Origin of the sequence: Pseudomonas xantholysinigenes, from assembly GCF_014268885.2 — a bacterium.
Lineage (GTDB): Bacteria > Pseudomonadota > Gammaproteobacteria > Pseudomonadales > Pseudomonadaceae > Aquipseudomonas > Aquipseudomonas xantholysinigenes.
The window spans coordinates 1,522,683-1,535,609 of sequence record NZ_CP077095.1 but is presented as its reverse complement, the minus strand read 5'-3'; the positions used below and the strand labels follow the sequence as shown (position 1 = coordinate 1,535,609).

The 12,927-nt window shown below is 60.0% G+C and carries 12 protein-coding genes and 1 pseudogene; all 13 read right to left on the bottom strand.

Going from position 1 to position 12,927, the window contains the following annotated elements:
* Nucleotides 1-13 precede the first annotated feature (13 nt).
* Nucleotides 14-670, bottom strand: a complete 657-nt coding sequence (locus HU772_RS06960; protein ID WP_186656011.1) for an HAD family hydrolase — start codon at nucleotides 668-670, stop codon at nucleotides 14-16.
* Entirely contained in the window at nucleotides 667-1,350 is a 684-nt protein-coding gene (locus tag HU772_RS06955; protein WP_186656009.1) for an acylneuraminate cytidylyltransferase family protein, read from the bottom strand. Before HU772_RS06955 ends, HU772_RS06960 begins: the two co-directional genes overlap by 4 nt.
* Nucleotides 1,347-2,963 carry an aldolase catalytic domain-containing protein gene (locus HU772_RS06950; protein ID WP_186655999.1) on the bottom strand — a complete coding sequence of 539 codons (1,617 nt, stop codon included), beginning with the start codon at nucleotides 2,961-2,963 and terminating at the stop codon, nucleotides 1,347-1,349. Before HU772_RS06950 ends, HU772_RS06955 begins: the two co-directional genes overlap by 4 nt.
* A gap of 7 nt (nucleotides 2,964-2,970) precedes the next feature.
* A complete protein-coding gene (locus HU772_RS06945; RefSeq protein ID WP_186655997.1) occupies nucleotides 2,971-3,966 on the bottom strand; it encodes a hypothetical protein in 996 nt (331 codons plus the stop codon).
* Between the two features lie 31 nt (nucleotides 3,967-3,997).
* The gene (locus HU772_RS06940) at nucleotides 3,998-5,272 is read right to left on the bottom strand and encodes a hypothetical protein (protein ID WP_186655995.1); all 1,275 of its coding nucleotides are present in this window, start codon (nucleotides 5,270-5,272) and stop codon (nucleotides 3,998-4,000) included.
* 38 nt (nucleotides 5,273-5,310) lie between these two features.
* A complete protein-coding gene (locus HU772_RS06935; RefSeq protein ID WP_186655993.1) occupies nucleotides 5,311-5,745 on the bottom strand; it encodes a hypothetical protein in 435 nt (144 codons plus the stop codon).
* Between the two features lie 40 nt (nucleotides 5,746-5,785).
* A pseudogene (locus tag HU772_RS06930) lies at nucleotides 5,786-6,367 on the bottom strand (ABC transporter ATP-binding protein); the annotation flags it as partial.
* A 113-nt stretch (nucleotides 6,368-6,480) separates the two neighbouring features.
* A complete protein-coding gene (locus HU772_RS06925; RefSeq protein WP_186655987.1) occupies nucleotides 6,481-7,944 on the bottom strand; it encodes an ABC transporter permease in 1,464 nt (487 codons plus the stop codon).
* Between the two features lie 76 nt (nucleotides 7,945-8,020).
* Nucleotides 8,021-8,578, bottom strand: a complete 558-nt coding sequence (gene rfbC, locus HU772_RS06920; RefSeq protein ID WP_186655984.1) for a dTDP-4-dehydrorhamnose 3,5-epimerase — start codon at nucleotides 8,576-8,578, stop codon at nucleotides 8,021-8,023.
* Nucleotides 8,575-9,462 carry a glucose-1-phosphate thymidylyltransferase RfbA gene (rfbA, locus tag HU772_RS06915; protein ID WP_186655982.1) on the bottom strand — a complete coding sequence of 296 codons (888 nt, stop codon included), beginning with the start codon at nucleotides 9,460-9,462 and terminating at the stop codon, nucleotides 8,575-8,577. Before rfbA ends, rfbC begins: the two co-directional genes overlap by 4 nt.
* A complete protein-coding gene (gene rfbD, locus HU772_RS06910; RefSeq protein WP_186655980.1) occupies nucleotides 9,462-10,349 on the bottom strand; it encodes a dTDP-4-dehydrorhamnose reductase in 888 nt (295 codons plus the stop codon). Before rfbD ends, rfbA begins: the two co-directional genes overlap by 1 nt.
* Nucleotides 10,346-11,416 (bottom strand): dTDP-glucose 4,6-dehydratase, encoded by a 1,071-nt coding sequence (gene rfbB, locus HU772_RS06905; protein WP_186655978.1) that lies wholly within the window; start codon nucleotides 11,414-11,416, stop codon nucleotides 10,346-10,348. The genes rfbD and rfbB overlap by 4 nt, the downstream gene beginning before the upstream one ends.
* Before the next feature lie 4 nt (nucleotides 11,417-11,420).
* The gene (locus HU772_RS06900) at nucleotides 11,421-12,320 is read right to left on the bottom strand and encodes a glycosyltransferase family 2 protein (protein WP_186656152.1); all 900 of its coding nucleotides are present in this window, start codon (nucleotides 12,318-12,320) and stop codon (nucleotides 11,421-11,423) included.
* Nucleotides 12,321-12,927: the final 607 nt, after the last annotated feature.

The following is a 12,927-nucleotide window of genomic DNA, read 5'->3' as shown; positions in this document are numbered from 1 at the left end:
CCGGGCTGTCGATTCATGCGTTGAGCGCCGCGACGGTCGCAACCACCGCCAACTGGTGCGCCTGGCAATAGGCTTGCCAGCCCTGGAACTCCGACCAGCCGGCAATGAACACGAAGTCCAGGCCGTGGGCCGAAGAAGCCACATGGTCATAACGGCTATCGCCGAGGAACAACGCCGGCTGGACGATGTTCTGGCAGGCCATCTCGCGCGCCAGGATGTCCTCCTTGCTATCCGGGCTGCCATAGATACCGCCGTCGAACAACTCGGCCAGGCCGCGCGCCTCGAACACATCGCGCAACTCCGCTTGCGCGCCACCAGACACGATGAGCCAACGCGCCTTCGGCGTGCGGGCCCGCAGTTCGTGCAATCCCGGGGTGATCGCGCAACTCATCAAGCCGTCACGCACCTCACGGGCATAGCTGGCCAACAGTGTTTCCAAGTCGGGGCCTGGTGTGCCGGGGGCCACCAGGTTATCGAGCAGGTACTGGAATTTCTTGAAGCGCGAGATTCCGCCATTCTGGGTATGGTGGCTCACCAACTGCCTGGCGGCGTTGTCGCCATAGGGCAGCGCCGCCTTGTAGAAGGCTTCGGTCTTGACTTTGTTGGAGTCGAGGATGACGCCGTCGCAGTCGAAGACCAGGGTGGCATAGCCACGTGGATCGACAGTCATACCGCCACCCCGCTCTTGACCATCATTTCGCCCAGGGCAAACTCTTCCGGCCAATCGATATCGAACCCGGATTGCGCCGGCGAAACGAACAGCAAAGGCGTCTTGCCGATTCGATCGTTGTAGTGCCGGTAATTGGCGCGGCTGCTGATGAAGACTGCACTGTCGACCTCATAAAGCGGCTTGAGGGTCTGCGTACGCGGCCACTTCTCCTGCGCGCGGTCGTAGTTCACCGGCCCTTCCTCGTTCCACAGGAAACCCTGGATCTTCTTTACCGACATCAGCGAGTCGAAACCTTGCGCGGTGCTGGTCAGATAGCGCTCGATCGCAGCGCTGTAGCAGGCCGAGGTGAAGAACGGCGAGGTCACGTGAGTCCAGACGATATGCTCGCCCGAGGTGATGGCATGGGCCAACGCGACCAGCTCATCCGTGCTCGTGCTGCTGCTGGCCAGGCCCTCCTCGCGCCGATGAATCTTCAGCTTGGGGGATTCGAGCGTTTGCGCGTAGGCAATGATGTCATCGTCATTGGTGCTCAGGACCACCTCGTCCAGCGCCTCGCAGGCCAGCAACTGGGCAAGCTTGATCTGGATCAGGCCAAACTCGTAGCCACCGAAGGGCTTGATGTTCTTGCGCAGCACGCGCTCGCTGCCCTTACGGCAGGGAAGAAAACACGACACGCTCATACCGGCTCCTTGAGGTCGCCATAGATGCTCACGCAGGGCACGTCATACCGGGTCGGCGTCACGGCCAGCACAGCACGGGCACCGGCACTGGCGGAGTAGAGCTTGAACAACTGCACCATCTCGGCATTGCGGGGGTCATCCGCGCCATAGCCATCAAAGCCTGCAAGCAGGATTCGCGAAGCCTTGCCACTGGTGGAAATGGCCAGGGCGTAGGCAATAACCATGGAGACCGGCAGGACGCAGTGTTGCTCGAGATACTCGAACGTATCGGCCTTGACCTCGATGCCGAAGTCCAGCAGCGTCTTGCCCTGCAAGGCCTTCTTGACGTCCTCGGGCAACATCGAGGCTGGCGTAATCAACGGCTGGGGCAACGAAACGTGCTCGGCGCAGTCGGCCAGCAGCCGGACGGGGTGGCAGGCAACGCGAACATCGATCAGCGCCGACTCGAGCGTGGTCTGCGTGTTGAGCGCGATCACGAACGGTCTGGCCTTCTCGATGTAACGCTCCAGCGCCGCCTTGTGCGCGGCCACGCCAGGCCCGGTACCGATCAACAGCACCTCACGGCCCGCGATCAACTGCGCCGGGCTCCAGGCACCACGCGTCGGCCCCTGGTAGAAGTTACGCGCGGCATCCAGCGTATGCAGGCTGAATTTCTTTCCGCCCTCGATACGCAAATGCTCGATCACGGCGAGGATGTCCTCTTCGCTGTAGCGAGAATCGCCGAGCATCTCCTGGATGTAGGTGGGGTGAATCCCGTATTTGCCCGAGAGGTAGTAATAGGTGTTGGTGCCCCAGCCGCACTTTTGCTGCAGGGGTTTGAAGTACTGCTCCACCAGCACCATCAGCGGGGTAATGTTGCACGCCTGTCGGCGACCCTCGGTCAGCTCGAGCACCAGGTATTCGGTCTTGGCGTTACCCGGCCCGCGCCCCATGCCGGTAACCGTCGCATCCAGCCACTGGATGCCTTCGGCCTTTGCCCGCAGGGTGTTGGCAAGCGCCAGGCTCATGTTGTCGTGGGTATGGATGCCCATTGGGCCGTGCCAGTAAGCCCTGAACCAGCCAATCACCTCGGCGACATCATCGGGGTTCATGCTGCCCATGCTGTCAGCGAAGTACAGGACATCCAGCGGCCATTCGCTCGCCTGGCGCGCCAGCGCCTTGATCTCCTCAGCCCCGCGATCGGCGACCTGCATCAGGTTGAACCCCACCTGGAAGCCACGCGCTTTCAGCCAGGTGACCGCTGGCAGCGCGGCGGCAAATTCGTGCACATGGCAGGCAATCCTGACCAGGCTGACTGGCGAGTGCTCGCGTGACTGGGGGAACAACTTGGCCAGGACCTGTTCAAGGGTCAGGCCTGGCGTGAACAACTCGGAGGCATTGAGCATGACGCCCACATCGAGTGAGGACGGCACATTCAAGCCACGAATGTAATCATCCGTGGTGAACGCGCTGGCCCCCTTGAACGAGGTGTTCTTGAGGCTGCGCAGCCCCAGTTCCACAACATCCACACCCGCGGCCGCCATGGCCTGCAGGTATTTATTGACCACTTCCTGTGGGAAGTCCCAATTGTTGTAGTAGCCACCATCCCTCAACGTGCAGTCGATAATATACATAACATCCTCAGGAGAAGTATTCGCGTTCATAAACAGCGAACAGCTCACGGAAGTACTGGCTATGGGCAAGGTTGAAGCCAAGTCCGGAACCCGCTTCAGCGGCGGAACGACGCATGAGTTCAAAGAACACGCGGCGTACCAGGGGAGCGCAGGCCAGGATTTCAATATTCCTGGTGAAGAACACATCCATCGCATCGTCTTCGGCGAGTTGATTGGTCTTCATGCCCCCCCAATAAGGCAACTGCGGCCTGAAGACTTTGCGCTCGTCGGGTTTCTCGACGTCATCGAAAATACACTGCCGGCTCTGGAAGAAGCGCTCGGCATACATGTAGTTGGACACCGCCAAGGCGCCCAGACGCTCCTCTGCCGTACCATAGTCCGCAAAGGTATCCACCAGCGACCACAGGTAACGCGCGTCCAGGAACTCGAGCCAGAAGGGCAATAACGATTCACTGAGAAAGCGAAAATGCGTGAAATCGGACGCCGCATGCGGGTAATCCATGCCGACGAACTTGCCACGCCCGGAAACCCCTCGCTTGCCTCGGCGCAAGCGAATCATCAGGTTCTTGTAGGCAATCAGGTCGCAGCTTTGCGCAAGGACACTTTCGGTGTCACTGGCCAGATAAGCATATTCATGCCGAGGCAGCAGTTCATGCACCACGAAGCGCGAATGCCAGTCCGCCTGGACGCCATATAGTCGCCATTGCTCAATGCGCGCAGACGCATTGGCAATCACGATCTTGTAGATGTTGCCCGGCTGCAGTGCATATCGGCCACCGGGGAAGGAAAAGCCGCACGCACCATCGGCGTGATACCCGGCAGCCACGACATCCGGTCGCGGCTGATCGCAGGCAACCGTGCCAAGGCACAGGCTGCGGTGATAGAGCGACACCGTGGTCTGACCGTCCGCACCGGCATACCAACCACAAATGGCCTGGTTGTTCAGGTCGACATCAATGGAGAACTTGCCGCTGTCGATCATCTCGGCAAGCCCTTCGTCCATCGGACCTGCGCCTTCCCCCTGGTTCATCATCTCAGATCAACCCCCGCTCGAATGCCGCACGCTTCCAACCAAACAAGGTGTTGCGTCCGAACGGCCTGGCATACATCAAGCGACGGAAACGCGACGCTTGTTCTTCACTCAGGTCGTCGGCAATGGTTTCCACGTCACGGACCGAGAATGCGCCGCGGTACAAGCCATCGAGCTTGATGAACGGCAAGCCGATGCGGTGCAGGAAGATACCGTTCTGGTGAACCTGCGAACCTTTGATGAAGAAGTCGAGGAAGGCGTACAGCGCCTCGCTGCGCAGCGACTCCGTCAGCGCTTCGCCTACATGTTCCCCTCCTATCACGCTGGCGCCAATGAAACGACTGTAGTCCTCGATGCTTGCCGTGTAGTGCACGGGCAAGTTCTCGAGTTTCTCCAGCTCGGTGCCTTCAAGGTTGACCCCGACCAGACTGGCCGAGTTGTGCAGGTATTTGGCGACCACTTTCTCGGAGACATGGCCGAACGAGAAGCTGCGGAACTCCGGGTTGACATCTTCCCGCACCAGCGCGTGAATGCTATTGAGAACGTCGGGGTTGGCCCTGAGGTACGCGGAGGCTGCCGCGACATCGTAGTGGGCACGGAAGTTTTCCGGCGAGCTGACACACGAGCGCAGGGTCTTGGACAATGCCATTTCCCCGCGCTTGATCACCAGCGGGCGAACATCCGAGCACTTGTAGCTGGCCCAGTACTTGCGCAACTTGGGATGACGCAACACGTTCCCAGCGAAGGCGATGCAGAACGAACCAAGGTGATGCTCGATCTCGAAGTTTTCCGTGCCGCCGAGGGCCTCGACCGGAGACTCGAGCATGTCCTTGAGAAACGCGCAGTTTTTCGACTCGCTGTAGAAGACACTGTCGTTGAGCATCAGCAAGCGCGGGCACTGCTCCGCCATCCCCTGCTTGTACAGGTAGTTGAAGCCGGTCTGGTAACTGCCGAAATCGCGACCGAAATTGTATTTTTCGATGTAGCAGTCAACCACATCGTCATACTGGCTCGGGTTGCCGATTTTCAAGGTATTGACGCACAGCACATAGATGCCCTGGCGCTTGGCACTGGCCAGCAAGTGCAGGATGTCCTGGCGGATCTCGCCTTTTTCGAACAAGGCGATCAACAGGATCTTTTCGCCCTGGTAAGGCTTGGCAAAGACCGCTTTATCTTTCTTGCCAATGCTCTTCAGCCGGTTCAGGTCCGATTGCATGGAGACATAGGCGTACGCCGCCGGATAGAGCAGGCGGTTTTTCACATTCTGCAGGATACCCAACCTAAATTTCCTTACTCAGCTCAGTTTCAGGATGGTGATCAGATGAACTTGACGTTCTTCTTGATCGTGCACTGCACGGTCCGCTTGCCTTCCGACATCTTGACCATGATGCTGTAAACCCCCTGCGGCAGCGCCGAGGCGTCCGCGTACAGCAGGAAACCGGCATTCTTGATGGTGTCACGGCTGTAGGCCTTGGCTACATCGAGACGCTCGCCGCGCTTGCCACCCGCGAAGTTGAAGGCATTGCCCTGGGCATCCTTGAACACGACTTCGATATTCGCAGGCGTGGTCATGGTGCTTTTGTCGAATGCCCAACCACGGATATCCATCCGGCCCGGGGCCACTTGCACCAGGCGCTCCTGGCTGCCATTGATGAAGTCCAGGTGGCAACTATCAGTCGACGTGGTCACGGCCACTGCCTCGGATTCATCGGAGCCGCAGCCCGCCAACGCCAAGGCCAGCGAAAACGTCATCCCATACACAAACGGCTTCATACACTCCCCCAACAAACAATTATTTTGCTCGAACAATTTCGTCATAAATCGCCAGCACCTCGCCGACCGACCCGCCGGCAATGGCCTGGCCGTCCTGCAAGATCACGCAACGATCACACAAGTTTTCTATTTGGCTTCTTGAATGCGAGACCAGCACGACTGTCTGCCCCGATGCGATCTTCTGCATCATGGTGCGCTCGGCCTTTTTCCTGAAACTGGCATCCCCGACACTCAGCACTTCGTCGACCAACAAGACATCGGGGCTGACCGTGGTGCTGATGGCGAATCCCAGGCGGGAGGCCATGCCAGTGGAATAGTTGCGCACCGGCTCGTTGAAGTAGTCACCGAGCTCGGAGTATTCCTGTATTTCATCCAGCCGTTGCAGGATCTGTTTCCTGGAGTAACCCAGCAACATGCCACCGAAAATGGCGTTGTCCCGCCCACTGAGGTTGCTGTCGAAACCCGCCTGAAGCGCCAGCAGGGCCACCGAGGCCCCATGGTTGGTCAGACGGCCACTGTCTGGCTTCAATGCGCCGGACATGATCTTCAGCAACGTGGACTTTCCTGCGCCGTTCATGCCGAGCACGCCCAATGTTTCGCCGGCCTGGACCTCCAGGTTGACGCCACGCAAGGGCTCGAAATAGTGTGCCCGGCGCCCCTGCCCGGCCAACTTGAAACGCACACCGACATCGCACAGCGACAGGAAAGGCTTGCTCATGACATCCCCCTGCGCACGAAGTGACGGCGCTGGTGCTTGTAGATCAGTGCCACCAGCACGCCGCCGGCAAGCGCCACGGCCAGTACGTAGGCCATGCTGGCGACATCGGGCGCACGGCCCTGCAAGATCACCTCGCGGTACGCCGCGATGACCAGCGTCATGGGATTGAACTCAACCCAGTGACCAATGGCGCCAGACAGGGTCTGGTATTGATAGATGACCCCGGACAGGAACATCAGCAGCATCAGGCCGGTCCCGACCAGATTGGCCAGGTCGCGCACCAGGCTCACGGCGGCGGCGAGCAACATGCCCAGCACCACCGTCAACAGCAGTTGCACCAGGATGATCAGCGGCAAGTACAACAAGGCCCAACTGAGGGACTTCGGATCCGTCGCCATGCCTAGCAATAACAGCAGCAGCAATGCCGGCAATTGCTTGAGGGTCGACTGCACGATGCTGACCAAGGGAAAGAACGCGGGCGACACATTGCTGTTAAGCATCAACGACTGCCCGCCGAGGATACTCGTCGCACTGGTCGAGATCGCCTTGCTGAACCACATCCAAGGGACCAGCCCACAGAGCAGGAACAGCCCGTAGTTTTCCACGCCGGCATTGAGCAGCTTGCCGAACAGGAAGTAGTAGATCACCAGATGCAGCAGCGGCTCGATGACCACCCAGGCATGGTTCAGATAAGTCCTGGCCGCTTCGGACTTGAGGTTCAAGATGGCCTTGGTGAACACCAGCCCCGCGAAGTTGAGCCAGCGCCCCCTCGGCCTGGCACCTTGATGCAGCGCCGCGGGCTGTGGCGACGGCACCACGGCGTTCAGGATCTCGGGGCCATATTGGGAAGCCAGGCGATAACGCCGGGCATTCACCAGGTCGCCCTGCATCTTGCAGGCATTGGCCATCTGCAAGTAACCCCGGCTCTCTTCCGGCTTGAGTTCGATCACTCGTCGCCAATGGTCTGCGGCCTGCTCCCAGTCACCGCGCTTTTCAGCCAGCTCTGCGGCCTGGAGCACCGGTTCGCAGCGTTCGCCAGCGCACTCGCGGGCCATCGCGTTGAACACTTGGGCCTGGACGGGATCGCCTCGGCGCATTTCCAGATCGGCCGCCTGGCAAAGCAGCTGCCATTGCTCGCCCATCTGCTCGCGCCCTTGGCTCAGAAAGGCCGACTCTTGAGCCAGATCGCCCTGCAGACGCGCCCATTCGGCACAGGTCAACCACGTGGCGGCATGCTGGGCAAAGCGTACCCGCGCATGCGCCAGCAATTCATCCGCAGCGTGGTAGTGCCCCTGGCGCATCAAGCTGACCGCCCCTTGCAACCATGGCGCGGGGTGGCCGCTATATTGCTGGCGGAATGCCTGCCAAAGCGTCGCGGCCTCAACCCAGCGCTTCTGACGCATTGACCCCATGGCCAGCTCGAACGCTTGTGCAGGCGAGAGATTTTCGATCTGTGACATACCCGTCAGCTCGAGCCAAAAATGAAATGCAAGGAATTACGCGCCGCCAGCGGCCAGGCCAGCGCGCACATCGTGCTCAGCCATCAAGCTGTTCGAACACATCCGCCTCGGCCAGCAACTTGCCCTGCTGGTCCTTCCCCGACAGCTGCGGCTCACCGGCAAACGGCCACTCGATCGCGATATCTGGATCATTCCAGGCAATGCAACGCTCGTGCGTCGGGGCGTAGTAGTCGGTGGTCTTGTAGAGGAACTCGGCCGTCTCGGAGAGCACCACGAAACCATGGGCAAAGCCTTCCGGCACCCACAATTGGCGCTTGTTCTCGGCCGACAGGTGAGCACCGACCCACTGGCCAAAAGTTGGCGAGCCTCGGCGAATGTCCACGGCCACGTCGAATACTTCACCCTGTACCACACGCACCAGCTTGCCCTGAGGCTGCCGCACCTGGTAATGCAGGCCGCGCAATACGCCCTTGACCGAGCGCGAGTGGTTGTCCTGGACGAAAGTCACCGCGCGCCCGACCACCTCATCGAAGATCTTCTGGTTGAAACTCTCGAAGAAAAACCCACGTTCATCGCCAAAGACACGGGGTTCGAAGAGCACCACGTCGGGGATATCCATCGGGATCGCTTTCATCCGAAGACCTTCTCCTGCAGCAAGCGCTTGAGGTACTGGCCATAGCCGTTCTTCAGCAGGGGGGCGGCAAGGTCTTCCAGCTGCTGCGCGGTGATCCAGCGCTGACGGAAGGCCACTTCCTCGGGGCAGGCGACCTTCAGGCCCTGACGGTGCTCGATGGTCGCGATGTAATGGCTGGCCTCCAGCAGCGAGTCGTGGGTGCCGGTGTCCAGCCAGGCATAACCGCGCCCCATGATTTCCACCGACAGGTTGGCCTGCTCCAGGTAGATCCGGTTGACATCGGTGATTTCCAGCTCGCCACGAGGCGACGGCTTGATGCTCTTGGCAATATCCACAACGCTTTGGTCATAGAAGTACAAGCCAGTGACGGCATAGTTGGACTTGGGCTGCTGCGGCTTCTCTTCCAGGCTGATGGCCTTGCCTTGGTCGTCGAACTCGACCACGCCGTAGCGTTCCGGGTCGTTGACGTGATAGGCGAATACCGTGGCGCCCTGCTCACGGGTGGTCGCGCTGTCGAGCAGTTCGCTGAAGTGGTGGCCGTAGAAGATGTTGTCACCCAGTACCAGCGCCGACAGGTCGTTGCCGATGAACTGCTCACCGATCAGGAAAGCCTGGGCCAGGCCATCCGGCGATGCCTGCACGGCATAGGAGATGTTCACGCCCCAGCGCTGGCCGTCGCCCAGAAGCTGTTCGAAACGCGGGGTGTCCTGCGGCGTCGAGATGATCAGGATGTCGCGAATACCGGCCAGCATGAGCGTGGTCAGCGGGTAATAGATCATCGGTTTGTCGTACACCGGCAGCAACTGCTTGGAGACCGACAAAGTCGCGGGGTGAAGCCGAGTGCCCGACCCACCGGCCAGGATGATTCCTTTACGTTTGCTCATCATTGCTTCTCGATAATTTCCGTCAGCATCCGTGCTACCCCGTGTTGCCAGGCGGGGAGGTTCAGCAAGAAGGCCTTCTGCAGTTTTTCAGTATTCAGGCGGGAGTTCGCCGGGCGCTTGGCAGGTGTCGGGTAGGCATCGGTGCTCAAGGCGTTGATGGCCTTGGCCGAGACTTTCAGCTTGACGCCAGCGGCGGCGGCCTGCTCGAGGACGAAGCGGGCGTAACCACACCAACTGGTCTCGCCACCGGCGGCGAGGTGGTATAGCCCGGACAAGGCTGGATCACGCCGAGTCGCGACAATGGCATGGGCCGTGACGTCGGCGATCAGCTCGGCACCGGTGGGAGCGCCGAACTGGTCGTCGATCACCCCCAGGGTGTCGCGCTCACTGGCCAGGCGCAGCATGGTCTTGGCGAAGTTGTTGCCACGCGCGGCATAGACCCAGCAGGTGCGCAAGATCAGGTGCTGGCAGCCGGCGGCCTGAATAGCCTGTTCTCCGGCGAGCTTGCTCTGGCCATAGACGTTCAGCGGCGCGACATCATCGCCTTCGCGCCAAGGTGTATCACCGTGACCAGGAAACACGTAGTCAGTCGAGTAATGCACCAGCAGCGCGCTGTTGCGCGCGGCAAACTCGGCCAGCACCCGCGGCGCCTCGGCATTGATTAGCTGTGCCTGCTGGGGTTCTGACTCGGCCTTGTCCACCGCGGTATAAGCCGCGGCATTGACGATGACGTCAGGCGCATGGCGTGCCAGCGTCTCGGCCAGGCCCTGCAGGTCTGCCAGGTTGCCTTGCCGTGAATCCAGCGCCACCAGCTCGCCCAGCGGCGCGAGGCTGCGCTGCAGCTCCCAGCCCACCTGGCCATTCTTGCCCAGCAACAGAATCTTCATGCGCTGCGCTCGGCGTAGTTCTTTTCGACCCACTCGCGGTAATGGCCGGACTGCACGCTTTCGACCCAGTCCTGGTTGTCCAGGTACCACTCGACCGTCTTGCGGATGCCGGTCTCGAAGGTTTCAGCCGGCGTCCAACCCAGGTCGCGCTCGAGCTTGCGCGCATCGATGGCGTAGCGGCGGTCATGGCCAGGACGATCGGTGACATAGGTGACTTGCTCGGCATACCCCTTGCCGTCGGCGCGCGGGCGCAATTCGTCCAGCAGGGCGCAGACGCGCTCGACAATCTCCAGGTTGGGCTTTTCATTCCAGCCGCCGACGTTGTACACCTCACCGACCACGCCGGCCTCGAGCACGCGGCGAATTGCACTGCAGTGGTCCTTCACGTACAGCCAGTCGCGAATCTGCTGGCCGTCGCCATACACCGGCAACGCCTTGCCCGCCAGGGCATTGACGATCATCAGCGGGATGAGCTTTTCCGGGAAGTGGTAGGGGCCATAGTTGTTCGAGCAGTTCGTGGTCAGCACCGGCAGGCCATAGGTGTGATGGTAGGCCCGGACCAGGTGATCGCTGGCAGCCTTGCTCGCCGAATACGGGCTGTTCGGCTCGTACTGGTGCTTTTCGGTGAACGCCGGAGCCTCGCTGGCCAGCGAACCATACACTTCGTCGGTCGAGACATGCAGGAAACGGAACTTTTCCTTGGCCTGGCCTTCCAACCCATTCCAGTAGGCACGCACCGCCTCAAGCAGGCGGAATGTCCCGACAATGTTGGTCTGGATGAAATCTTCCGGGCCATGGATGGAGCGATCGACATGGGATTCGGCCGCGAAGTTGACGACCGCCCGCGGGCGATGCTCGCTCAGCAACGCCTGCAGCAACTCGCCATCGGCAATGTCGCCGCGCACGAAGACATGCCGCTCATTGCCCTGCAGGCTGGCAAGGTTTTCCAGGTTGCCGGCGTAGGTCAGCTTGTCCAGGTTGATGAGGGTCTCATCGGACTGGGCAACCCAGTCGAGCACAAAGTTGGCACCGATAAAACCAGCGCCACCCGTTACCAGAATAGTCATGTGTTCAGATCTTTTTCAGTAGTGTCGCGAGAAGCAAGCCAAGGTTGCCAAGGAACGTCTGCCTGTGCAGTCCGGCCTTGAAGAGGTAGACCACCCGGCCAGGAAGGCTGCGTTTGCGTGCGGTCTTGAACAGCTCGAGGGTCTTGCGGTGGTCCTTGCTCAGGCGATGGCTCATCGATTCAAGGGCCTGGATATTCTGGGCATTCCACTCATAGAAACGCCCCTGGAAAACCATGCCCAAGCGCCGCAGGCGCGCACACCAGCCCGTATTGCTGCCAATCACGTTCTTGCCGTGCTGGCGATAGAACACACGCGGCTGGGGATCGTAATGCACGATACCTCCCGCCCCGGTGACCAACTGGTAGCACCACCAATCATGGGCCGGCACAGCCAGACTGCCACCCGCCTCCACGATCAGCGCACGCGCAGCCTGGTTGAACACCATGGTGTTGCCGCCGCCAATGCTCTGCACCAGGGCGTTCTTGAAATGTGGCGGGAGCGAAAAGTGCGGTGACAGCCCGCGGGGCTCTCCCTCTTCGCAAATGATCTGGGTGCGCCCGCAGTAGAGCGCAGGCACCTCTCGAGGAATGCCATCCAGCCAGTCGACCGCCACCTGCAGCTTTTCGGCGCTCCAGATATCGTCCTGATCAGACCAGGCAAAGTAGTCCGCCTCGATATCGGCACGGCAGGTCAACGTCAGGAAGTTACGTGCAAAACCCGCCCTTGGCCCATCGACCACACGGATTCGAGGCGCCCCCCACTGCCGGACATATTCCTCCAGCACCAAGTGCGTAGCATCCTGGGAGCCATCGTCGGAAACATGCAGCGTCCAGTTGCGATAATCCTGCCGCTCGAACGAGTCGAGCTGCTGAGCGAGGAACTCAGCACCGAAGTAGGTGCACATGAGAATGGCGACACGAGACGATCCCGGGAGGCTGAGCTCTCGAGAAAATGCCAAATTGCCTGGCATATCGACGCCGGGAGGCTGAAATAGCACCGCCACAAATCTTCCATCCCTGAATGACACCCACCGAAGCGGGGCGCTGAAAACTGAAAGTGCTATCAAAAAGCCATTGCAAAAAAACGCCGGAAAGGGTAACACGAGCGCGGAGTTTTCTGAAGTTTTCGTAAGAAAAATCTTATATTTGTGAAATCTTGGTCACGTTCTTTCATTGGAAAAAATTCTTCAATGTGCAGGAAAGACGCTGCCATCACTCACGAAAACAAAGAAAATACAAAAAATGAAAGTCAATTAACTTTCGTCGGAAGCACCGAGAAATCCGCCAAACGGTCATGACCTAAAAAGCACATGCCCCCTACAGGCCGGCAGGAGTGCTCGGGCAGTACGACCAATGGCTGTATCGCGAGAAGGCCGAGCCCGCAGCAGGCTCTGGTAGCGCTGCAAACAAGCTCGGAAGGGGATACACGACCGAACGGTCGTGTCAGGAAACGGCACCTACGGGTGCCGTTAGGGTATTTCGGCGAATCGCCAGGATGGCGCGCCCACTCGC

Coding starts and splice junctions, on each gene's coding strand:
- rfbB (WP_186655978.1), bottom strand. CDS start 11,416: ATGACTATTCTGGTAACGGGTGGCGCTGGTTTTATCGGTGCCAACTTT.
- rfbC (WP_186655984.1), bottom strand. CDS start 8,578: ATGAAAGCGATCCCGATGGATATCCCCGACGTGGTGCTCTTCGAACCC.
- HU772_RS06925 (WP_186655987.1), bottom strand. CDS start 7,944: ATGTCACAGATCGAAAATCTCTCGCCTGCACAAGCGTTCGAGCTGGCC.
- HU772_RS06950 (WP_186655999.1), bottom strand. CDS start 2,963: ATGTATATTATCGACTGCACGTTGAGGGATGGTGGCTACTACAACAAT.
- rfbD (WP_186655980.1), bottom strand. CDS start 10,349: ATGAAGATTCTGTTGCTGGGCAAGAATGGCCAGGTGGGCTGGGAGCTG.
- HU772_RS06945 (WP_186655997.1), bottom strand. CDS start 3,966: ATGGACGAAGGGCTTGCCGAGATGATCGACAGCGGCAAGTTCTCCATT.
- rfbA (WP_186655982.1), bottom strand. CDS start 9,462: ATGAGCAAACGTAAAGGAATCATCCTGGCCGGTGGGTCGGGCACTCGG.
- HU772_RS06955 (WP_186656009.1), bottom strand. CDS start 1,350: ATGAGCGTGTCGTGTTTTCTTCCCTGCCGTAAGGGCAGCGAGCGCGTG.
- HU772_RS06960 (WP_186656011.1), bottom strand. CDS start 670: ATGACTGTCGATCCACGTGGCTATGCCACCCTGGTCTTCGACTGCGAC.
- HU772_RS06935 (WP_186655993.1), bottom strand. CDS start 5,745: ATGACGTTTTCGCTGGCCTTGGCGTTGGCGGGCTGCGGCTCCGATGAA.
- HU772_RS06900 (WP_186656152.1), bottom strand. CDS start 12,320: ATGTGCACCTACTTCGGTGCTGAGTTCCTCGCTCAGCAGCTCGACTCG.